At 52.0% G+C, this 21,599-nt stretch carries 21 protein-coding genes; 11 read left to right on the top strand and 10 right to left on the bottom strand.

Annotated elements, in window-relative coordinates:
• Positions 1-93: 93 nt before the first annotated feature.
• Entirely contained in the window at positions 94-354 is a 261-nt protein-coding gene (locus tag METMA_RS0112935; protein ID WP_020159519.1) for a hypothetical protein, read from the bottom strand.
• A 487-nt stretch (positions 355-841) separates the two neighbouring features.
• Here METMA_RS0112935 and METMA_RS27000 point away from each other — a divergent pair, with 487 nt between their 5' ends.
• From METMA_RS27000 to METMA_RS0112885, 10 genes are all read left to right on the top strand, one after another.
• A complete protein-coding gene (locus tag METMA_RS27000; protein ID WP_020159518.1) occupies positions 842-1,771 on the top strand; it encodes a hypothetical protein in 930 nt (309 codons plus the stop codon).
• 75 nt (positions 1,772-1,846) lie between these two features.
• Positions 1,847-2,242, top strand: coding sequence for a hypothetical protein (locus METMA_RS0112925; protein ID WP_020159517.1), 396 nt, complete (start codon positions 1,847-1,849; stop codon positions 2,240-2,242).
• 119 nt (positions 2,243-2,361) lie between these two features.
• A complete protein-coding gene (locus METMA_RS0112920; RefSeq protein WP_020159516.1) occupies positions 2,362-3,018 on the top strand; it encodes a hypothetical protein in 657 nt (218 codons plus the stop codon).
• Between the two features lie 381 nt (positions 3,019-3,399).
• Positions 3,400-3,843, top strand: coding sequence for a Tse2 family ADP-ribosyltransferase toxin (locus METMA_RS0112915; RefSeq protein ID WP_020159515.1), 444 nt, complete (start codon positions 3,400-3,402; stop codon positions 3,841-3,843).
• Positions 3,844-3,854: 11 nt separating this feature from the next.
• Positions 3,855-4,094 carry a hypothetical protein gene (locus METMA_RS0112910; protein WP_020159514.1) on the top strand — a complete coding sequence of 80 codons (240 nt, stop codon included), beginning with the start codon at positions 3,855-3,857 and terminating at the stop codon, positions 4,092-4,094.
• A 539-nt stretch (positions 4,095-4,633) separates the two neighbouring features.
• Complete coding sequence (locus METMA_RS0112905) at positions 4,634-5,092, top strand: hypothetical protein (protein WP_020159513.1); 459 nt, start codon at positions 4,634-4,636, stop codon at positions 5,090-5,092.
• A gap of 125 nt (positions 5,093-5,217) precedes the next feature.
• A complete protein-coding gene (locus METMA_RS0112900) occupies positions 5,218-5,790 on the top strand; it encodes a dihydrofolate reductase family protein (protein WP_020159512.1) in 573 nt (190 codons plus the stop codon).
• Positions 5,791-5,815: 25 nt separating this feature from the next.
• Positions 5,816-6,598, top strand: a complete 783-nt coding sequence (gene blaOXA / locus METMA_RS0112895) for a class D beta-lactamase (protein ID WP_369798230.1) — start codon at positions 5,816-5,818, stop codon at positions 6,596-6,598.
• Between the two features lie 107 nt (positions 6,599-6,705).
• Positions 6,706-7,170 carry a hypothetical protein gene (locus tag METMA_RS0112890; protein WP_152565148.1) on the top strand — a complete coding sequence of 155 codons (465 nt, stop codon included), beginning with the start codon at positions 6,706-6,708 and terminating at the stop codon, positions 7,168-7,170.
• A gap of 103 nt (positions 7,171-7,273) precedes the next feature.
• Complete coding sequence (locus METMA_RS0112885) at positions 7,274-7,732, top strand: hypothetical protein (protein ID WP_020159509.1); 459 nt, start codon at positions 7,274-7,276, stop codon at positions 7,730-7,732.
• A gap of 446 nt (positions 7,733-8,178) precedes the next feature.
• Here METMA_RS0112885 and METMA_RS0112880 read toward each other — a convergent pair whose 3' ends face one another.
• Positions 8,179-8,736, bottom strand: a complete 558-nt coding sequence (locus tag METMA_RS0112880; protein WP_156830498.1) for a hypothetical protein — start codon at positions 8,734-8,736, stop codon at positions 8,179-8,181.
• Between the two features lie 130 nt (positions 8,737-8,866).
• On the opposite strand from METMA_RS0112880, the gene METMA_RS0112875 reads away from it, so the two are divergent.
• On the top strand, positions 8,867-11,548 hold the full coding sequence (locus tag METMA_RS0112875; RefSeq protein WP_020159507.1) for a bifunctional acetate--CoA ligase family protein/GNAT family N-acetyltransferase: 2,682 nt from the start codon (positions 8,867-8,869) through the stop codon (positions 11,546-11,548).
• A gap of 317 nt (positions 11,549-11,865) precedes the next feature.
• Here METMA_RS0112875 and METMA_RS0112870 read toward each other — a convergent pair whose 3' ends face one another.
• The 8 genes from METMA_RS0112870 to METMA_RS0112830 all read right to left on the bottom strand — a co-directional run bounded on the left by METMA_RS0112870 (position 11,866) and on the right by METMA_RS0112830 (position 21,508).
• Positions 11,866-12,651 carry an OmpA family protein gene (locus tag METMA_RS0112870; protein WP_084254127.1) on the bottom strand — a complete coding sequence of 262 codons (786 nt, stop codon included), beginning with the start codon at positions 12,649-12,651 and terminating at the stop codon, positions 11,866-11,868.
• 63 nt (positions 12,652-12,714) lie between these two features.
• Positions 12,715-13,104: a DUF4398 domain-containing protein gene (locus METMA_RS0112865; protein WP_020159505.1), complete on the bottom strand. Its 390-nt coding sequence runs from the start codon at positions 13,102-13,104 to the stop codon at positions 12,715-12,717.
• A 573-nt stretch (positions 13,105-13,677) separates the two neighbouring features.
• Positions 13,678-16,125: a polysaccharide biosynthesis tyrosine autokinase gene (locus METMA_RS0112855; RefSeq protein WP_020159503.1), complete on the bottom strand. Its 2,448-nt coding sequence runs from the start codon at positions 16,123-16,125 to the stop codon at positions 13,678-13,680.
• A 133-nt stretch (positions 16,126-16,258) separates the two neighbouring features.
• The gene (locus METMA_RS24580) at positions 16,259-17,335 is read right to left on the bottom strand and encodes a polysaccharide export protein (RefSeq protein ID WP_084254126.1); all 1,077 of its coding nucleotides are present in this window, start codon (positions 17,333-17,335) and stop codon (positions 16,259-16,261) included.
• 2 nt (positions 17,336-17,337) lie between these two features.
• Complete coding sequence (locus METMA_RS0112845; protein ID WP_020159501.1) at positions 17,338-17,931, bottom strand: low molecular weight protein-tyrosine-phosphatase; 594 nt, start codon at positions 17,929-17,931, stop codon at positions 17,338-17,340.
• A complete protein-coding gene (locus METMA_RS0112840; protein WP_020159500.1) occupies positions 17,888-19,096 on the bottom strand; it encodes a glycosyltransferase family 4 protein in 1,209 nt (402 codons plus the stop codon). The genes METMA_RS0112845 and METMA_RS0112840 overlap by 44 nt, the downstream gene beginning before the upstream one ends.
• 48 nt (positions 19,097-19,144) lie before the next feature.
• Entirely contained in the window at positions 19,145-20,671 is a 1,527-nt protein-coding gene (locus tag METMA_RS0112835; protein WP_020159499.1) for a nucleoside/nucleotide kinase family protein, read from the bottom strand.
• Between the two features lie 9 nt (positions 20,672-20,680).
• Positions 20,681-21,508: a hypothetical protein gene (locus METMA_RS0112830; RefSeq protein ID WP_156830497.1), complete on the bottom strand. Its 828-nt coding sequence runs from the start codon at positions 21,506-21,508 to the stop codon at positions 20,681-20,683.
• Positions 21,509-21,599 lie beyond the last annotated feature (91 nt).

Below are 21,599 nucleotides of genomic sequence, written 5' to 3'. Positions count from 1 at the left end.
CTTTGATTAAAGTGCGCCCAAAAGCACAGTTTTTTCGAGGTTCCTTAGGTTTATACCCGTTTTTTTATGGTTTATTGAGTTGGATGACTCAGCCTATTCCTTCATGATTTCTTCGGCCGCAGCTTTTAATTTGGCTTCATCGCCTTGAACGGCTTTCATCATGTCATTTTTGGAATTTTTAGCAGCTGCAACTAATTCATCAACTGTTGTGTATTTACTTTTTAAAGTGTCGAAGGTTGGAGCAATCGAACCATTGTGACAAGCTTTACAACTATCTGATGCGCCAGCGATTGATAGGGATGGCATTAAGGTAACTAAAGCCGATGTCGTCATTGCTAACAGAAGTTTTTTCATTCTAAGTCTCCTCGGTTTTATAGAGTAGTTATTAATCTTAGAGATAAAGCTTGAACATTTTTTGATAGGGTTTTTAAATGTTCGGGCAATTAGACTCAGACACAGACGTTTTTATTCATCTGCAAAAAACTTTCTATCGGGCCTTAAATTTCAATGCATATTCTTTAAGATCTTTCGGAAATACCAACATTTTTCGATAAAACTGGATTAGCAAATCTTGATATAAACCTGGCATTCCACCAAGACAAAGCAGTCCTTCGCTCGAATTTTTTGAATGACGATAATTAGCTGTATAGCAGCCAATTGCTGAGTTGCTTGGGCAAGTCAGTTGTAAAAAACAGGTATTAGACCTGTTTATTTGAAAATTACGTATATTATCCCGCTTAGAACTACAACACTTTCAGAAAAAATTGTTTTGATGCTGTGGTCCAGTATGTAAGATATGCAGATTTAGAGAATTACTTGTTAAGAAGCATAGGAGAGTATCGTGCAAGGAAAAGGTACAGTTAAAAACCCTTTAACCGTTATAGCAATATTTGCTGGCACGGCAGAAATTAGTGGAACTGCAATTCTTCCTTTGTTAGAGGCAGGAGCTCAGTCAACTTACATCTGGTTTCTGATGTTATTTCCATTCACTTTGATTGCTCTATTCTTCATTACTCTTAATTGGAATCACAAAGTTCTATATGCCCCAAGTGACTTCAAAGATGAAGATCACTTTGTAAATATTTTGCAGAAAGCGTCTTTGAAAGACCAGATCGAAGAACTTGGCGAAGAGGTGGCAGTTGATAGCGAAGAAGTAATTGAATCAGAGGACTCAGGTTCGGACATTACTAAAGCATCGAATCAACAAGCTAATATGCCTGGTAATAGTCAAGCGTCACAACATGAGCACCCTTTGGTAGCTGCAATACAGTTGGCAGAGGAAAATTCTCAAATTAGCAATAGAGAAATAAGAGAGCTTCATAGAAAACTCATGGCAGCCGTCCATCGAACATCTAGACGAGACTCGGAAATGGCTGAAAAGCTTGTTTTAGAAAAACTTGAAAATGAGCTTGGTGTCAAAATCGAAACAGACATGAAGTTTGAATTTGGTAGACACCGTTATGTTTTTGATGGCGTCGCCAGGTCGGGTAATCAGCTAACGGCCATAGAAGTTCGGTTTATGCGAGACATGAAAATGGATATGGACTCTATGTTCCTTCGAACTCTAGACAGAGCAGCGGAACTGTATAACAGCTTGAGTGATGTTCAGAGAAAAGAGTTTTCTTTCATATTCGCTATAGTCACGGATAATCTTGATGAGCGGAGGCTAGAAATCATAAAGAACCGTGCCTCAAAAATGAATTTTCCGGCAGTGGTTAAGGTGTATGATTTTGACAATCTCGCAGGAGAGCTACTTGAAAATGCTTCTTAACAAGCAACTGCAGCGGATCAATTTACGCTGCGCCCCAATTGCCCGCTGAGTTGGGCGTTAGGTGCTGATATAGCCATGCTTGATCGAATCACAAATCTCTTGACCTTGTTTGGATCCGTGGCGGCCCTCTTGATCCTTGTCATCAGCCTCTACCACGCATGGGACGTAACTGCTTCTTGGGAGAAGGAATGGGTAGTTAAGGAAGGCGCTCAGCCTTCTCACACGGCGGAAACATTGCAAAAAGCAATGCATAATGCGAATGCAGCGTCAGATTACGAGGCTGTTCGTAAGCTAAAGAGTGCTCTTGAGGCTGATTACGAACCATCGGGTAAGGTTCTTGTGCGCTTCTCTACATCCGAGCTTGCCGAAACAGCTATCGCATTCTTCGCCATGCTTCTATTTCTTATTATCCCGCTATCAATTAACTATGTTCGCCACAGTGCGTTTAGGTTTTGGAATCGTGGAACCTAACATTCGGTTCCAACCGATCCGCAAAAGCGGCACGGCTTCTGTGTCATTTTCTTATGTTCAGTGCGCCGCTTTTGCGGTCGGCTGAGCCGAGCGTTATATTTCAATAAAGAGTACATCGGATGCTTGATAAGAAGTGGACCATTGTTCTGGTTGTTTTGACTGTTATTCTTCTGACAGCAGGGATAAAAACTACAGGAAAAGAAGGTTACGAAAGCGTTATAAATTCACTAAGCATTGGGTTTGTTGTTAGCTCGATATTCTACTTTTTAGTTGTATATATGCCTGAATATAAAAGGAAGAAAATGGTGCTTGAGACACTGAAAAGCCAATACACCGAGTTTAAACTATCCTGCATAGATACCTTCTTGATACTTAGTGACTCACAAGAATACAAAAATAGAGAAGAGCTGCTCAATTTATCCGAATTCAGACGCTATTTTAAAAATAATAATAAGAGAGGTGAGAATCGCTGGGATGCGATTGCAAATTCTCTTCAGTCAAATGAGTTCTATTTAAAAGAGATTATTTATTATCTTCGTATGCTTAATGAAGAAATCAGATACACACGTAATGTTGTGAATCTAAATGATCCAGAAGTGTTTGATTTCCTAAATCGTTTATCTCAAGCAATTGTACGAATGGAATCTACCGAAAGAGAATATGATGACATAAAGTCTTTCTGTAGCTTCCTTTGGCCTATGTTTACAGGTTGGAATTGGGTAGAGGGTTATAGGGAATCCGATTTAATTAAGGACATGATAGGGCGTGCAAAATGAAATATAACAAGACAAATTCACTCGGACAAATTTCCGCAAAGTAAAGACGGGGTCAGGTCTTGTAAAGACGGGGTCAGGTCTTGCAACAATGCGATAAGGCGCAATTTATAGGGCGCAATAGGCAAAGCCGTATTGCGCCGCATGGAAATTAACATCCGGCTGAATACGCTTCGCTATTCCGCCCTACGCGCTCGCATTGAGGGCTTGAGGTTACATTTTATAAACAATCGGGCGCTGGGGCTTTTTCTCCGCGTAGCGGCTTCGTCCAACAATCCAGTCAACCGGACCGCTGGCGCCCGACATCGTTCTGGCTACCTGCCGCGCGCAGCAGTCGGTTGCTTCCAACATTAGAATTAGGTAACAAGGAGAAAGGAGTTTGTGTTGAAAACAGGTATTGATTTATTTCGCTCAGTAAGGGTTGAGCAGTTTCCCGATGGAGCAATCGTTGATGACAAAGCTGTACCAGAAATTTTATATCCAGATTTTGAGCCAAGGTTGCAATCTAATGGGCGTATGCGTGAAGCTGATGTTGTTTTGTCCAGTGATAAGGAGTGGGTGCATTCAGGAGGTGGTACATCCTTGTTTGACCGAGATAAAGTTTTTAAGGGTAATTCATGGTTTACATTCCCTATCCCTGAAGGTACGGTCATTCCTGAGTCGCTGGTAATACGTTTTACTGGGTATAACTCCAGATTTCAGGCGAATCATTATCAGATTGAAAGTCGAGCTAACTTGATGCAGGTAAATGCTTATAAAGGCGCTTTAGATAATTTAGCTCGAAATGCTGTTGCACGAGCGATTGAATTATCGAAGCCTAGAAAATAGAGGAGACTAGAATGGCAAATTTAAGTGGAAGAGCTGTTTTTACTCTCGTGCAGGTGCTAAATGAAAAAATTGTGCGATTGGAAAAAGAAATTGAGTTGTTATCGCCAGATGACGAGCAATTGGCTGATTTAGAGGATGAGTTATTGTCTTATTCTCTAGTGGAAGAGGAACTTCGTACGGCATATGAAGAATTTTTGAAAATAGCAGGCAATTACCCTCCTTATGAAGAGTTAGTTAAGGGGCGTTGCTAGGGGCTATCTCCAGATTAAGTAAAGACGGGGTCAGATCTTGCAATGCAGCATAAATAGGCTATAGTCGCACTCATGGCAAGACCACTCAGATTAGAATTAATGCGATAAGGCGCAATTCATAGGGCGCAATAGGCAAAGCCGTATTGCGCCGCAGGAAATTTAACATCCGGCTGAACACGCTTCGCTATTCCGCCCTACGCTCTCGCATTGAGGGCTTGAGGTTACATTTTATAAACAATCGGGCGCAGGAGCTTTTTCTCCGCGTAGCGGCTTCGTCCAACATGGCGCTCAACCGGAGCGCGGCCATTTGGCACTTTATAAATTTTTCAAACTTTCGTGGCCCGCACCCGGTTAGCTTCGCATTAGCATTAGAAAGGAATAACGATGGAGCAATTACCGGCGCAGGCATTTATTGCCGCGGGCGCTATTTTAGCGGCCGTAATAGCAGGCGCATTTTCATTCCTTAGCTTGGTTATGTCGAAGGAGCAGAAGGTATCCGAGTTCCGACAGGATTGGATTAACTCTCTCCGCGAAGACATATGCAAATTCGTATCTGCGATTGTCCACTTAAGCGCGGTATACGAGGGCATAAAAAAAATGACCCCGAAGGTAAGAAGCGTTCGGATTTTTACGCCTCATTTTCTGAGATGCATGAACAAGCCCTTAGTTCATACACAGCCGTCATCCTGAGGGTCAATCCCGACGAGAAAGATAAGGAGCTTCGGAAAATCAATGACGAATTCCTGCGCTCACTGAAGGAGGTGAGACAGCACATGATGAAGGGCAGGCTGATTGAAGCGCGCACCGGGTGTGACCAATTGCGCGACAACTCCATATCCCTGCTTAAGAAAGAGTGGGAGCGAGTCAAGCGCGGCGAGAAGGCTTATCGAGCTTCAAAGGTCGTTGCGGCAGCTCTTTTTTTGGTGAGCTTTCCGCTGGCGCGATTGGTCTACTATCCGATTTTGAATCTACGGAAAAAGACCTGCCTTCAGCAGTAGAGTCCAGTAATGCTAACAAACCGCTGAACCAGACGCAGGAAAGCGGCGGAGTGCTTCCCGCGAACCAGCGGGGCGGCGCGGGTTAGCTGTGCGTTAGGCAGAAGCATGAGGCGAGTAAACAAGCTATGAAAACTCAGTACTACGCAGCCACAAGTCTTGACGGCTTCATCGCAACTGAAGATGACTCGTTGAACTGGCTTTTCCCCCTCGGGGATTTGAACAACTCCAGTTATCCAGAGTTCATCGCGGATGTGGGTGCATTGGCCATGGGGTCGGCAACTTATGAATGGATGGTGCGCAATGCAGATAAGGTTGCTGCTGAGGCTGGCTCGAAGTGGCCATATACTCAGCCAGCTTGGATATTTTCCACTCGCAAGCTTCCAGTAATCGCAGGCGCGGACATTCAATTCGTCAATGGAGATGTGCGCATCGTCCATGCTGCAATGCGGGCTGCTGCTGACAAAAAAAACATCTGGATAGTCGGTGGCGGTAATCTCGCTGGACAATTCTATGATGCCGGCCTGCTGGACGAAATGATCGTGCAGATCGGTTCAGCCACCCTCGTGAAGGGCAAGCCGCTTTTCCCCCGAAGGGTGTTAAGTCCGGTTTTGTGCTTGGTGTCTGTCCGTCAGATGAGCACCGGTATGGCAGAGTTGCGCTATGAAGTACATAAAGGCGATCCGGGCGGAGTAGCCTAATTCTGGCGTGATGCCAAGAAGGAATATCATGAAGCTACTCACCGCGTTACTCGCACTTTTTACCCTGCAAGGCTGCTCGACAAACTGGAAGGACAGCGCCGCAGTTGGGGAGTTATTCAAAAAAGCAGGCGTGACAGGAACTTTCGTACTATATGATGTCGATGCAGGCAGATTTGTCGGTCACAATCAGGCCCGTTCTATAGTGCGCTTCGTTCCTGCCTCTACCTTCAAGATTCCAAATAGCTTGATTGGCCTTTCTGTCGGAGCGGTAAATAGTGTTGATAATGTCCTGCCCTACGGTGGTAAGCCGCAGCCTTTCGATGCATGGGAAAAAGATATGGGATTGCGTGAGGCTATCGCGCTGTCCAATGTCCCTATCTACCAAGAGCTTGCCCGTCGCGTTGGCCTAGAGCGAATGCGCGCGAACGTCTCGAAGCTTGGCTATGGAAATAGGAATATAGGTGCGACCGTCGATACGTTCTGGCTTAAAGGACCGCTCAAGATTAGCGCAGTCGAGCAGGCCAGATTTCTGGCTAGGCTGGCTCAGAGCAAGCTGCCAATACGTGAGGATGTCCAAGAGAGTGTTCGAGAGATTGTCTATTTAGAGCAAGGTGATAATTGGCAACTGTATGGGAAAACGGGTTGGGAGAATGCGCCTGGCCGTGGTGTTGGCTGGTGGGTCGGATGGGTACAAAAAGATGATCGCGTGTATACCTTTGCATTAAATATCGACATTCAGGAGGCATCCGACGCAAGCAAACGTGTTGCGATTGGAAAAGCAAGCCTTGAAGCGCTGGGGATGCTGTGAGAGCTCAGGGCCTAAATCGGTGCCTCACCCTACCGCGTACCGCTCCGCGGCCCGCGTCGGGTGAACTTCGGCGGTATGTGTAAAAATCTATGAACATACCTGACAGCATGAAAGACGAATTAGGAGTATGGAACAATGGACAAGGAATTGACCTTGAAAGCTGGATTAGTTGTTCGGGTAGTTTTTCCTTGGCTGTTGGCTATGTAACTATTTTCTGCCCTAAGTTCATTGAATTTGAAGACTATATTTTTCAAAGCGATGAACCGGTTGATGATCAATTTATTGAAAATATACGAGGTTTTGAAACTCGAGAAGGAAGCACTCCTGCGTCTGTGGAATGGGTAATAAATCATCTACATATAGCAGATTTACAATATCGTGGTTGTGAAGATATTTCTCCAGATAAGTTGATTGTATTAGGCAATGCACTAAAAGAAACCTACGAGGCAAGGCTAGCATACTTTTTCCCAAATAAGCCTTGCGTCGTTGAGTTTTATATTCCTGATAATCCAGAAGATTATGATGATTATCAATTATCTTTCTGGCAGAAAAAACACGAAGAAAATGCATAACAAACGCATAAACTCGGACCGCAAAAAGCTACGTTGCGCTCAGCTGTTTACGTCCGGTTATGCTTAACATTAGGCCACTTAACTTTCAACCAAGGAGCTTCAATTGAAAAAATCAATAGCAATCATTGCCTACTCGCTGCTAGCAACCGCTGCCTTTGCAGGCGACCACGACGATCGCCAAACCCTCAAACTTTCCGAGGCTCAACGCGGTCATGTGCTTGAGGAAATGCGGGCTTTGTTATCCGGCACGCAAAACATCTTGGCCGCACTTTCCAAAGATGACATGGCAGCGGTTGCCCAACACGCCCGTCCTTTAGGTATGAGCATGGCGCATAAAGCCGAGGATCACCTCAAGGGTGTATTGCCCAAAGAATTTATGGGGTTGGGCATGTCCTTGCATCAGGATTTTGATCAAATCGCTTCGGACGCGGAATCAAAAAAAGACCCTAAACTCACACTACGCCAATTGAGCGACTCCATGAGCAAATGCGTCGCGTGTCATGCGTCTTACCAAATTCGCACGGTGACAAAACCGCTTAGCCCCGGCCACAGTAAGCACTAACGCGATAAGGCGCAATTCATAAGGCGCAATAGGCAAAGCCGTATTGCGCCGCATGGAAATTAATCGAATGATTTTCTTCGTATTCTCGATGGCTGTTCCAGACCCCATTCTACCGCCTCCATAATCCCCATGGATGGGGTGAATGCAGAGAAATGACGGAATCATTTCCTGTCCTGGGAGGCATTCGTGACCTCGGCACACCGCTACGCTGCTCCTGCGTTGCCTACAGGGATGTAGGTACTTAGCGAGAGCAGGAGCGGAAGCTGCGCCTAAAGCGCCTACTGTTGGTGCTAAGCCACAGGGATGTGGCGAATGTCGAAAACGCAGGAGCAGTTTTCTACCTACCTCCTGCATGAGCCCCAGGGATGGGGTAAATGCAGATATTGCAGGAGCAAATATCTGCCCATGCAGTCGTTCGTGGTGAAATATTCAGTTAAGTCGCCCTGTTAATCCTTTTTCGTTATCTTCCAGCCCGCCAGCCCCAGCAGCACCAGGCCGGCCAGAGCCGCCAGTATCTTTTTGACCGGGATGCCGACCAGGAATAAAAAACGCTGATGCAGGAGCTGGCCCGCCTCGTCCTGGATGGTCATGTCCAGGCCGTAAATGCCGCGTTGCCCGATGGTTTGCTGAATGGAAATGAGCCCGTCCCCGAACGGCTTGGCCGGCTGTTGCTTGATGACAGTAAAAGCCGTGCCGTTATTTAACAGCCCGTCGGTCCATGACAACAGTTCCAGCAATTCCAGCGCGATCAGCTTGTCTTCCTGCCCTTCCTCCAGCGGTTCGACCGCGATAATGATCTGCCCGAGTTCAGGGAAAATCCGGCAAAAATGCTCATTCTCCAATCCCGGCTGGAACTGGTAGCCGCTCAGCCTGAGTCTGATGCCGCCTACCTCGGCAAAACAGTTCTGGCTGTGATGCTCCCCGACATGGGCGGCGGCCTGCCCGGACAATACGGCGCTCAACCATAGCGCCATCGATAACCTTGCAAACAAACGTGTCAACATATCTATCATGAATACAAAAAAACAGCAGTGTACCATTTTGGCTTACCTGAACCATGTCACAAAAATATAACCGGGCTTAAAGCGCGAAATGGTAACATTTCCACTCTTCTCACCTTTTACCGGAGCCGCCATGGGACCTCATTATCTCAGCCCTTTTTTCACACCCAAGTCTGTGGCAATCGTGGGCGCATCCGAACGCGAGAACAGCGTCGGTTATCGCCTGCTGCTCAATATGCGGGAGGCGGGCTTTAAAGGCGGGCTGTACCCGGTCAACAACAAACGCGAAACGCTGCAGGGCTTGAAGGCCTATCCGGATCTGGCGGCCGTCCCCGAAGAACTGGATCTGGTCGTGATTGCGACGCCGGCCGCCACGGTGCCGGACATCATGCGTCAATGCGGCGACAAGGGCGTCGCCTCGGTCATTATCATCACGGCGGGCTTCGGCGAGCTGGGCGCCGAAGGCAGGCGGCTGCAACAGGAAGTGCTCGATATCGCGCACCGTTACAGCATCCGCATCGTCGGCCCGAACTGCCTGGGCATCGTCCGGCCCAGCGGCCAGCTGAATGCGACTTTCGCCGAAGGGCCGGTCAAGGACGGCAGCCTGGCGCTGCTATCGCAATCGGGTGCCGTGTGCACGGCCATTCTGGATTGGGCCAAGTCCCAGGATATCGGTTTTTCCACGGTCGTCTCGATGGGCGCGGCCGCCGACGTTGATTTTGGCGAGGTGCTGGATTATCTGGCCATGGATGCCAAAACCACCGGCATTCTGATGTATGTGGAAGGCATACGCGACGCCCGCCGCTTTTTGAGCGGCCTGAAAGCCGCCGCGCGCCTGAAACCGGTGATTCTGATCAAGTCCGGCCGTCATGAGGCGGGCAGCAAGGCGGCCATGTCGCATACCGGCGCCCTGGTCGGCGGCGATAATGTCTTTGATGCGGCTATCGAGCGGGCAGGCGTCGTCCGGGCTTACAGCATCGCCGAACTGTTTTCGGCCGCGCGCGTGCTGGCCAATAATTATGTAGTCCGCCAGGACCGGCTGGCGATCATCACCAATGCCGGCGGCCCCGGGGTCATGAGCACCGACCGCGCCGAGGACGACGGCATCAAGATGGCCGAGCTGAGCCCGGCCAGCCTGGAAGCATTGGACGCAGTGCTGCCGGCGCACTGGTCGCATGCCAATCCTATCGATATTCTCGGCGACGCCACACCCGAACGTTACAAGCAGGCGCTGGACATCTGCCTGAAAGACAAGAACATCGACGGGGTGCTGGTCATTCTGACGCCGCAGGCCATGACCAACCCGACCCAGGTGGCCCAGTTCATCATCGAGGGCGCCAAGTCCAGCCGGAAGCCGGTGCTGGCTTCGTGGACGGGCGGCGCGCGCGTGCAGGAAGGCCGGAACCTGTTCGATAACAGTAAAATCGCCCACTTCAATACGCCGGAAGTGGCGGTCGATGCCTTTTCGTTTCTGGCGGCCTACAGCCGCAACCAGATCCTGCTCAAGCAAATCCCTTCGCCTTCGGATGAACTGACGCCTCCCGATGTGATCGGCGCGCGGCTGATTATCGAGCGTGTGCTGTCGGAAGGCCGGCAGGTGTTAACGACGCAGGAGTCGAAAGCGATACTGGCGGCCTTCCATATTCCGGTCACGCAGACTATCAAGGTAACCAGCGCCAAGGACGCCATGATTGCCGCCGAAACCCTGGGATTTCCGGTGGTGTTGAAAGTCAACATGGCCGAATTCAGCCACAAATCCGATATCGGCGGCGTCCGGCTGAACATCAACAGCGCCCTGGATGTGTCCCGCAATTTCACCGAGATGGAAGCGGCCATCAAGCGCAATTATCCGGAAATCACTGAAGTAGGCATGACGGTTGAGCCGATGTACCGCTCGCTCAGCGGCCGCGAACTGATGATCGGCGTGGTCAGGGATCCGGTGTTCGGACCCGCCATCAGTTTCGGCCTGGGCGGAACCATGGTGGAGATCCTGCGGGACAACGCCGTCGCCCTGCCGCCGCTCAATGCCTATATGGTCGAACAGCTGATCGCCAAAACCCGGGCGGCCAAATATTTGCGAGCCTTTCGCCAACTGCCGCCGGTCCATATGAAAACCCTGATCGATGTATTGCTGAATATCTCGATCATGGTCAGTGAACTGCCGGAAATCCTGGAGCTGGACATCAATCCGCTGATCGTCGACGAACACGGGGTCATGGCCGTGGACGCGCGCATCAAGGCCGAAGTCTCGCATCAGCTCATGCCTTACTCGCACATGGCGATCCATCCCTATCCCCATGAATTGACCCAACATTATCAGCTGGCCAACGGCATGAACATCACCATCCGTCCCATTCGTCCCGAGGACGCGGATATGGAAAAGGATTTCGTGCACCGCTTGTCGGAGCGCACCAAGTATTTCCGTTTCATGCAATCCCTGCAAGAGTTAACGCCGGAAATGATCGTGCGCTTCACGCAGATCGATTACGACCGCGAGATGGCCTTTGTCGCCATCACCGAGCACGACGGCATGCCTTCCGAGCTGGGCGTGGGCCGTTACATGATGAATCCCGACGGCCACTCCGTGGAGTTTGCGCTGGTGGTCTCCGATGACTGCCAGGGCCTGGGCATAGGCACCCGGATCATGAAAACCCTGATGCAGGCGGCCAAATACAAAGGCATGTCGTTCTTTGAGGGCGAAGTGCTGGCGATCAACGAGCCCATGTTGTCGCTGATGAAGAAGCTGGGCTTCAGCATTGAGGCGATCGCCGGCGATACTGAAGTCGTGCGCGTGGTTAAGGACTTGAGGCAGTAGCCCTTGCCGCATTCCTGCATCAAGACTCGTGCGGAAGCGGGCATAAAGCTTCAGGACTTACGCAAGCCTGTGGGGGCGACTTCAAGTCGCCCATTCAGATAAAAGGCGACTGAAGTCGCTCCCACAGGTTTTAACGCCGCTTGTTTCGACGGATGAACAGGCTAACTGCGTAAGTCCTAAGCTTGTTGAAAGTATCCGCACAATGGTTGTATGCCGCGATTGAGCAATCCAGCCTGCCTGTGCTCTGGGGCGCAAGTGAATGCGCGCCCGTGCTTCCTTCTCTGGTTAATGCCATGCGCTCATTGAGCACGGATTAATTAACGTCTCAGCCTGGGCGGTTCGCCTTCATTCAGGACAATGACTTCCACCCGCCGGTTGTTTCTGCGGCCAGCCGGGGTGCTGTTGGTGTCGACAGGGAAGTCTTCACCGTAGCCGACATCGGTTATCCGCGTACTATCCACGCCGTTGTTCATTAGGAAGGTCGCCACCGAGTGAGCGCGTCTTTCAGACAGGAGCTGATTGTTTTGATTTGACCCCACACTGTCCGTGTGCCCTTCAATGAGGACGTTACGACTGGGGTTTTCCCGCAGGAATGTGGCCAATCGATAAAGATTCTGCAAGGCGCCTGACTTGAGATCGGCTTTACCGGTCTCAAACAGCACATCACCCATGGTGATCAGCATGCCGCGATCGGTTTTTTGCGCTTTTAACGCCTCAAGCTCTTGTGTTCTGGCTTGCAGCTGCAGTTGCTGTGTTTCATCGCTTAATCTTGAGAACTCAAGCTGGGCGGCCTTTTGCCGTGCCTTTTCCTCGGCAATTTTTATCTGCTGGTCGGCCATGTAAGCCATGTGGTTGGCATAATCTTCATCGTCGTCTTCCATCCACGCATTTTCAGCTTTTGTAATAGTCTTCTCGGCATCGTATAAAGCGACGGGGGCATACTCGGCAATGACCTGATCCTGCTTGGCCCGGTTCAGGTTCTGTCTTGCTTCTTCCAGCCCCCTGTGCGGTTCTACTGCACAACCTGTCAGCATGAGTATGGTTCCTATCAGAATTCCGGCCTTGCAATAAACTGAAGCTGCGTTCCACTTTATAATTGACATAGTCTTACTCCTTAATAAGTTTAACTATCTAACGCTCTAGAGCAGTCGCTTGATGGTTTATTTCTATTGATCCGGTTGCATTTTCATTCCTAATTCATGGCGTAATGAATCGATGCTTCGCTTTAATCCATCCAGCTTATTCGTGGTTCTTGCAGAATCGGCTTTCACGGCAGCCAGATCGGCGTTAACCGACGCTTCATCGGCCAGTGCCGCCGCTTTTTCGTATTCCTCATTGTCCATCGCTGCCTTGGCCTGGTTGAGTTTGTCCTGGGCGACGCGCATTTCTAACGGCGCATAGGTATCGCCCTCGGTTAAATTGGCCTGATTCAGCGCTTGTTCCGCGGCTGATATCTTGTCGATAGGTGGATGGCCTCCGCAACCGCCGAGCATGGAGACGGCGGATAGCAGCAACAGTGCTTTAAATGGTTTAAATGGTTGGTATTCACGTGTCATTATTATTCTCCTTAATTCATGCTTAGAAATTGTCCAGATGAACAAGAAACACTGAAGGGCTTTCCATAAGTTCAGATTCTTGACGTTGATAGCGTTCATTTATACTCGGAATAGAGCACAGGAAAATTCGTAAGATTACCTATGCTATTGAAAATATGCTGATTAGCTGATGTAACTCAAATCTTATGCAGCACTACGAAGCTATTAGGATCATGTATGCCCTGGCAGGAAATATCGCATATGCCGGTTTCAAAACTTGCCGGCGCGTTTAAATGCTTAGGAACGCGCATAAAATAACTTCCTCAAGTACGCGGATGAATTTCCGGTGTAGGTGCGGATTCGCCTATGGCGCCTACTGTTGGTATCCGCACAGTGCGAATACCCTGAAGGGCACAAGTGAATTCGCACCTACAATTCCTGATTTATTCCATGTTCATTACTTAACAAGATGCTCGAATGATGGATTTTGCGGGTCGAATACCCGATAGGGGCACAAGCGCCCTCGTCCCGGCAGCCGCCTATCATCAGCCGGGGACTTGGAGCGCTTCGCGCCGGTTATGTCTTGATTGATCCTTATGATTCCTTCCTGTCCGTACTGTCCGCATAGGCATAGGTGTAGGCGTAACCGTAGTACCCACCGTAGCCGTAACGGTTGGTGGACACCGGCATGTCGTTGAACACCACGCCGCGAAGGTTTACGCCGCCCAGTTTCAGATGCTTGACGCTTTGCTCGATCTCGCGCAGTGTATGCGAGCCCGCCTTGACGACCAGCAGCGCGGCGCCGGCCAGCCTGCCTATGATGGCCGGGTCGGTCACCGGCAACACCGGAGGCGAATCGATGATGACATAATCATAAAGCAAGGAGATTTTCTCTATCGCCGTCACAAATCGTTCATGAGACAGCAATTCGGATGGATTGGGCGGCATGGTGCCGTTACAGATAACCTCAAGCCCGTCGATATGCGTCCGCCTGACCACCTGTGCGATGGATTTGCCTGTTGCTATGGCATCCGACAACCCTTCCGTCCCTTCCAGGTCGAAGTATTTATGAAGATGCCCTTTACGCATGTCGGCATCGATCAACAATACACGCTTGCCGGCGCTGGCCATCACGGCGCTAAAGTTTACCGACAGAAAGCTTTTCCCAATCCCCGGCGAGGGTCCGGTCACCATAATGATATTGTTCTGCGACTCAAGGAGCACAAAGTGCAATGAAGTCCGCAAGCTGCGCAGACTTTCAACCGCGGGATCCGATGTTTCGGTCTCGGCCAGCACCGCCAGCCTCGTGCCGTCGCCTTTTTTCGATGATTTGCGTTGTTTGACGCTGTGCGGCACGGTCGCATAAACGGGCAGCCCCAACTGTTTCTCAATAATCTCCGGATCTTTAACGGCTTGGTGCAGGGATTTTTGCAGGAAAGCGGCACCCAATCCTATAAACAGGCCTAATGTGACGGAAAGCCCCATGACTGCCGCTTTTTGCGGTTTTATAGGGTCTTCCGACGGCACGGCAAGATCGACGACGCCGACATAGCCGACCGGTGCTTCCTGCACGACTTTCAGTTGGCCGATCCTGTTTCTGAGAAAGGCATAGAGCTGGGAATAAAGCTCGGCATCCCTGGAAAGGCGCAGCACTTCCTGCTCGGTATTGGGAAAGTTCTTGACCTTATTCTTGATCGCGGACAATTCGCCGTTTAAATTAGCGATATGCGCATTCAGGGCGAGAATACTGGAATGCTGGGGTGTGAATCGAGGCAGCAGTTCAGTCCGTTTCCTCCGAAACTCGGACAACTCGGCCTCGATACCCACCATTCTTTCCAGCAGGATTTGAGTCTCCTTGGTGAGATCAACGGCGCCATGCCGCTGGCGAAAACCGTGCAGCGCCGCTTCGGCTTTTTCCGCCTTCTCCTTGAGTTCCGGCATTTGTTTTTCCATGTAATCAAGCGACAAGCTGATCTTTTCGGATTTCCTTTCCCGTTCCTGAGTGGTAAACGTTTTGACCATCCTGTTCACGATGAGCGTGATTTGATCTTTATCGGGGCCTTCCAGGCTGATTTGCACGACCCCCGATCCCAGGCCTTTTTCCATGACCGTAAGAAATTCACTTAATCGGGTAATGGCATCGACCGGGGCGATTCGCATCAGATCGAAATGCGTGCCGGCTTTGCCCTTTATACTGGATATCAGCAGCGCGGGCGTAGTATCGTCGCTCGGCAGCCAGTTTGTGTTCAGTACGCCCGCCTCGCCTTCGGTCAGCAAGTTGCCATCCTCATCCAGAAGACGGTATCGTTTGCCTTTTTCCACAATAAGCGTAAAAGGCCTGCCGATATAAGCGGCCGGCACATCGAAAGTTTCGACCGTGATATTTTCACTATTCCAGGCATACGCATTCAAATCGAAAAACGGCAGTCCCGGCTTGTAGGACGGACCGATCAACGACCTGATCTTGTTGTTCATGCGTGCGATGGGCGCCCCTATTATCGGGAAGTGGACAGGCTGCGCAATGATATCCAGCTTTAATTCATCAACCACTTGTCCCAGCAATTTACGCGATTGCAGGATTTCGATTTCTTCATTGACCACGGTTTCTTCCTTGAAGCCTTTGGAAATATCGGCCAGCAAATCCATGCGCATGCCGGTCTCCAACAGGGCATCCACTCGGTAAACGGGTTGAGCCGTTAACAGGTAAACGGCGCCGATCAGAACAAATAGCACGGTGATCTTGGCGATGGTGCCCTTCGCATCGGCCAGGGTTGCCAGGAATTCGCCCAGCGCGACATGTGACGTATTGAAACTTGGCGGCGGAGCGAAGTACGCGGGCATTTCGGGCGGCTCCCGGTTAAATCCCAGTTTGCCGAGAAGTTCCTGCTCCTGTTTTATCCGTTGCATCTCGCGCCGCAGACGAATAACTTCATCCTGGGATTTTTTTAACAATGCGCCTCCGTTATCCTCGGAAGATTTGGGTATATCCTGGCTGGTTTCCCCGGCAGTGGACTCTGGACCGGTATTTGTAGGCTTGTTCACAGACCTTCTCCTATGGCTTTTACCGGTATTGCGGGGGCGGATAGCCTGCGCAATACCGGTTATGCAATCAAAACGATGTTCTTCAATTCATGTTCGCTCAAGCCAGAGCTCCTGGCTCTCCGGTCTTGCCCGGTTATTGTGATCCGGTGATTCGGCCGAAATTTCTGACAACTGTTGATGTTGCCACGAGTTGTTGGATCAGACGGTCCCAGCGGGTGAAGTCGGTCGCTTCCACATAGACCACATCGTGCGGCATCAGCCGGAACTGATCGCCCAGGATCAGCGCATCGGGCGATTCCGCATCCAGATGGTAAACTTCCGAGAGGTCGTCGTTGCCGCGGATGACAAAAACATGTTCCGGCGCCGCGGTCCCTGGATTCACGCCGCCGGCTTCGCCCAGGGCTTCGGTCAAGGTGATGCCGCGCTTGTGCATGACCACCGACATGGGCCTTACCACCTCGCCCATGACAAACACCTTCTGGGTATTGCGATCGGGGATATGCAGGATATCGCCATCCTGCAACAAAATATTCTGCCGCATATCGCCTCGGTCATAGAGGGCCAGCAGATCCACTTTAGTGGCCACGCCGTTGCGGGTCAGGACGGCATTGGCCAAATCGGCGTCGGGCGTGAAATCCCCGGAAAAGCCGATCGCTTCGGTGATCGTCAGCGGTACATCGGTGACCGGCTGCGGCCCCGGCTTGGCGACCTCGCCGGAAACATAAGCCCGCTGGCTCCGGAAGGCGACCACTTTCACGTCCACCTGCGGATTCTCGATAACGCCTGAAATGCCTTCGGCCAGCATGCGGCGAACCTCGGGCTGGGTTTTCCCGGCCACGTGGACCGTACCCGCATAGGGGAAAAAGATCGTGCCGTCTTCGGCCACCAGGTGCCCGACCGCTTCAGGCGATCGGAACTCGCCGGCGGGAATGGTCAGTTCGGGGTGTTCCCACACGGTTACCGACAAGACGTCGTGAGGGCCAATGCGGTATTGGTATTCCTCCAGCCGGTTGTATGCCGCGAAAACGGGCTGTATGTCGGTTTTATGGTAGGCCGCACGGTTAATAGCCTGGACACGCAGCGTCTCGGCCGTGATCGGTATGACTTTCACGCCAGGCACGTTCGAGGAAGGGGCTGACATGTGCATACCCGGCACGAGTGTACAGCCTGTCAGGAACGCGATAGAAACAAGATAAACATATTTTTTCATAACTAATCTCTTTGTAATTTTAATATCCAGTCAGCCACGCCTTTTTCTATCAACAATAAAGCATTTTCGAATGCTTTATCCGGCAGCCCCACTGGATCAGGCACCTCGAAATCGCTCCATTCTCCCAGGCGAAAAATTTTCCCGCGCGCGACGGGATATTGCCTTGCAATCCATTTCTTATGTTCCGTTTCCATAACCAGGATCAAATCCGTCTCGTCCATCAATGTGCTTGTTAATTGGCGGGCGCCCTGCACGGATATGTCGCCCCCTCTTTCCAGCATCAATCGCTGCGCCGACTGACTGGGCCGTTTTCCGACCGGGGCGTTCAAGCCGGCGGAACCGACCCGGATGATACCCAGGCCCGCATCCTGCAGGGCCTGCCTGAACACGGCCTCCGCCATAGGGCTCCGGCAAATATTGCCGACACAGACCACGAGTATGCTGCCGATAAAAGGCAAGGCCCCGCGCTTGCTCTGTGCTTTGTAATCATCCTTCAGCGAAACCGGTCCAGGGGGGCGAAACGAGATTGGCTCATAACGCGCATCCCATGCTTCATCTGGATAACAGGGCTCCTTTTTCCAGTAATACGCGTTCATAAAGCGCCTCGATCTGTTTTACCATGTGTTGTCCGCTAAATGCCGGCACCACCCGCGCCATGGCGCGCTCACTCATTTTTCGCGCCTCGTCCGGATGATCCAGCAGCCATACGATATTCCAGGCCAGTTGCGCGCTATCGCCGGGATCGGCCAGCAAGCCGGTTTCGCCGTGAATCACCAGCTCGGGTATGCCGCCCGCGCGGGTTGCCGTCACCGGCACATTCATGATCATCGCTTCGGTCAAAGCGCGCCCCAATCCTTCCCACAAAGAGGACAGCGCGAATACGTCCAGAACCGTGAATATTTCCGTCACATCCTCCCTGAAGCCCAGAATCCTGATTCTTTGCTCGGCACCGATCGCCGCTTGCACCGCTTGCGCCAGGGGCCCGTCGCCGACCAGGATGAACTGGGCATCGGGCCGGCTTTGCAAGGCGGTTTTGGCGGCCTGAACGAAATCCAGCGGCGCTTTCTGGATCGACAGGCGGCCGATCATGCCGACGATCGGCCGCGCCGGATCAAGACCGAACTGGCGGCAGAGTTCGTTCCGATCGTGGGTCTTGGCGCGAAAACGGTCCAGGTCGATGCCGCTGTAAATCGTGGACAGCTTTTCCGGGGGCGCGACCTTTCGCGTGATCACTTCCTGCTTGTTCATGTCCGCCACCGTGATCAGGGCATCGCTGAGAGTAGCGCCATAGCGTTCAACCGCGACATACAGGCGCTCTTTCAAGCCCGCCAGATAGTGTCGCCAGGCCGAAACCTGAGAGACATAAGCCACTTGCCAGGCGAACGCATGATAGGTATGGATCACCACCGGCACGCCTGAACGCCGCGCCGCAATCCGACCCAGAATGCCGGCCTTGGTCGTGTGGGTATGGATGATCCGGTAGTCTTCCTTCCTGATCAGGTCGGCGATCTGGCGTACCGCGCGCAAGTCATTCAGCAAATGAACGGACCGGTGCAGATCCGGTATGATAAACAGGACGTCGGCATATTCCCGGGCGCGCTCGCTCCAGTCCGAATAGTCCTCGCCGGGTTCGACCGTGCCGGCCGCCAGGTGAACTTCAAAGCGGTCGCGTGAATGGTCCCTGACCGTCAACAAGGTATTATCCAGGCCGCCGCCAAACCCCAAATGCGTTATCAGATGCAGTATTTTTATCCGCTCCATTTCACTTCGCCTTCCTGATATAAAAATTGATGAAACAAACAACAGGCTTCAGAGCGATTCCCATACAGCCTTCTTGACGTTAAGAATGGTCGCTTCCAGCGACTGCTCCGTGTCGATATCATGGATATACTTGGTGCCATGCTTGTACCAGTCGCGAATTTCGCGATGCCGCGCCACCAGATAATCCTCGTCATCCATGCCGACTTCATCCCTGCGGTTGCGGTTGCGCTGCTTGGCCGTTTCCACCGAAACCCTCAGCCGCAGCACGGCATCCGGCGGCGGCATGTTTCTGTACAAGGCATTTTCGAACCGGGCCAGGCGGTTATATAGCGCGGCCTTGATGCCGCCTTTTGCCGACAGTTCGCGCAGACGCGGGCTGTCCATGGCCTCGATGATGTCGGTCGGATAACGGTCGCAGATGACGATATCGCCATTCGCGGCCCACGCCCTGACCTTGATCAGCAACCGGTACCGGTCCCAGGCCAGCGCCGCCGCCCTGACCGCGTAGATCAGGGAACGCGGGCCCTGTCCGGCCTTCGGCAACGACGGCACATCGGCCGGAAGGCCCCTGTCGCTGACGCCGCTGCGGCGCAGATGCGGCAGCCAGCGCCGCATCAACGGCAACAATAGGTTGACCGGCAGCGTCGCCCATGAGGACGGCGGCTTGCCGACATGCACCCGCCTGACCGCGAATACGCTGCCCAGCCAGCGGCCGGTTTCGTTGACCAGCGTGGATTTGCCCGTGGCGTCCGCGCCCACGAAGGCCACAATCGCGCCACCGGCATGCAGGGTCTTGTTTTTTCTGTTACCGGTCAGCCGTTGCCGAAGCTTGATCGATAACAGTTGCGCGTAGGCGAGCAGCCGGGTCAGCGGCGTATATTTCGCGTAAATGCGCAGCCGCCGCCGCACGGTTCTGGCAACCCGCATGCGCTGCGCGATACTGGTGGGGTCTTCCAGCGTCTCGATGCACTTGAAAAACAGCGCCCTATCGATGACCGGGCAGTGTTTTTCCAGCAATGAGACGGCCTCGGCGGCATCCCCGCCCTCCTTCAGCCAGCGCAGTTCCGTGCGGATGGCTTCGGGATCGCCCGCCACGCGCAGCAAATCCAGCAGCGAGCCGTACTTGATAAAGGTTCTTAACACAAACAGCGCCAATTCGGCCGACCGGGATGCGACACGCACCGGCCCGATGTAATCGCAATTGTCCAGCAGCATGCTTTCGAACGGCAGCGTATGGCTTTTAACGAAACTCTCGCCGGTCAGCACGCGGCTGAAAAGATGCACATGGCAAATCCCGCCGGTCCGCGCGTCAATGCCGTAGTAATGGAATATGCCCGGAACGTTGGCTCCCGACTTCAGGACCGCGGCCTTGAAGCCAAGATCCGTCAACAGGCCGATGATGTTCGGCAAGGCCTTGCGGTCCACCAGGATATCCAGGTCTTCCTCGCCCGCCAGCGCCTGCGACAAGGACAGGTTGCTTTTCCAGTGGCAATAGTCGATAGCCTGGCTGTTCAGTGATTCCATGAACCGGGTGGCCAGGTCCGCGTTGATGGGGGTTGCTAAATTCACGCTCATGCTCGGTCCCTATTGTTGCGTCGTTGGAATGGCCTTAAGGGCCGGGTACCCGCTCGTATTGCCGGCATCGAGCTGATTACTCGCCGGGGCATGGGCGAGCCCTGCACGAATCAGATCGGCGGCCCATTCCAGCAGCGGATCGGCAGGCGCTTCACGAGGCTCTAGCCGGTTCCGTTCGCCGTCTATGATTAACAGCCGGTCCGCCAGCCCCGGATAGCCCCGGATTTCCTCGAACATCAGCACCGCCTGTGAAATGAATGATGCCACCTCCCCGCTGTCTGACCCTTCCGGGATACGATTGTGGCCGCGTGCCCGCGTTCTTTCGATCAACAGCTGTTCCGGCTGCTTCAGGTAGGCGATGACATCGGGCAATGGCATCAGCCGGAGAAAATCGGTCAGGCAACCCGTGAACGATGGGCCTGAGGCATGGACGAAGAGCGTATGGCTGGCTTGCAATATGCCTTCATTGTCGAGCAGAACCGCCTGCCGGTCAGTACTGCGGCGGCGGATGATTTCGTGAATGCCTATCTTCCGCAACGTGACCCTGGCCAGCTTGATTCGATAAAGCCATGAACCGGACGTCTGGAAGCAGGTTCGGATGATAAAGCGGAAAAGCGCGCGATACTTGCGCAGAAACAGCAGGCAAGTCAGCAAGGCCCATAATTCCACGATACGCCTGCGTATAAATTCATTACTGATCCAATTCAGTCCAATGCAGGCCAACAGAAAATCGTCGCTTAACTGAACATCGATGCCAACCGCCTGGCCGACCTTAACCATTTTCCTGGCAAGCGTCGTCTTGCCTGCGCTGGTACAACCCACTAATTCAATCTGCATCTTTATAAGCTCAAACTTACTGAGTTGGAGGAAACCGGAAAAATTGAACGGCATCGGGCTTCGATCTGTACGCCTGCCTTACCGCTTTCAA

Source organism: Methylobacter marinus A45 (assembly GCF_000383855.1).
Classification (GTDB): Bacteria; Pseudomonadota; Gammaproteobacteria; order Methylococcales; family Methylomonadaceae; genus Methylobacter; species Methylobacter marinus.
The sequence above is the reverse complement of the archived record's forward strand: the minus strand, read 5'-3'. Positions and strand labels throughout refer to the sequence as shown.

Bases quoted from the DNA above. Each gene is read 5' to 3' on its own strand.
- METMA_RS0112920 (WP_020159516.1), top strand. From the start codon at position 2,362: ATGCTTGATAAGAAGTGGACCATTGTTCTGGTTGTTTTGACTGTTATT.
- METMA_RS0112865 (WP_020159505.1), bottom strand. From the start codon at position 13,104: ATGACACGTGAATACCAACCATTTAAACCATTTAAAGCACTGTTGCTG.
- METMA_RS0112835 (WP_020159499.1), bottom strand. From the start codon at position 20,671: ATGAGCGTGAATTTAGCAACCCCCATCAACGCGGACCTGGCCACCCGG.
- METMA_RS0112840 (WP_020159500.1), bottom strand. From the start codon at position 19,096: ATGGAGCGGATAAAAATACTGCATCTGATAACGCATTTGGGGTTTGGC.
- METMA_RS0112910 (WP_020159514.1), top strand. From the start codon at position 3,855: ATGGCAAATTTAAGTGGAAGAGCTGTTTTTACTCTCGTGCAGGTGCTA.
- METMA_RS0112890 (WP_152565148.1), top strand. From the start codon at position 6,706: ATGAAAGACGAATTAGGAGTATGGAACAATGGACAAGGAATTGACCTT.
- METMA_RS0112925 (WP_020159517.1), top strand. From the start codon at position 1,847: ATGCTTGATCGAATCACAAATCTCTTGACCTTGTTTGGATCCGTGGCG.
- METMA_RS0112875 (WP_020159507.1), top strand. From the start codon at position 8,867: ATGGGACCTCATTATCTCAGCCCTTTTTTCACACCCAAGTCTGTGGCA.
- METMA_RS0112830 (WP_156830497.1), bottom strand. From the start codon at position 21,508: ATGCAGATTGAATTAGTGGGTTGTACCAGCGCAGGCAAGACGACGCTT.
- METMA_RS0112880 (WP_156830498.1), bottom strand. From the start codon at position 8,736: ATGTTGACACGTTTGTTTGCAAGGTTATCGATGGCGCTATGGTTGAGC.
- METMA_RS0112935 (WP_020159519.1), bottom strand. From the start codon at position 354: ATGAAAAAACTTCTGTTAGCAATGACGACATCGGCTTTAGTTACCTTA.
- METMA_RS0112900 (WP_020159512.1), top strand. From the start codon at position 5,218: ATGAAAACTCAGTACTACGCAGCCACAAGTCTTGACGGCTTCATCGCA.
- METMA_RS0112870 (WP_084254127.1), bottom strand. From the start codon at position 12,651: ATGTCAATTATAAAGTGGAACGCAGCTTCAGTTTATTGCAAGGCCGGA.
- METMA_RS0112845 (WP_020159501.1), bottom strand. From the start codon at position 17,931: ATGAACGCGTATTACTGGAAAAAGGAGCCCTGTTATCCAGATGAAGCA.
- METMA_RS0112905 (WP_020159513.1), top strand. From the start codon at position 4,634: ATGCAAATTCGTATCTGCGATTGTCCACTTAAGCGCGGTATACGAGGG.
- METMA_RS24580 (WP_084254126.1), bottom strand. From the start codon at position 17,335: ATGAAAAAATATGTTTATCTTGTTTCTATCGCGTTCCTGACAGGCTGT.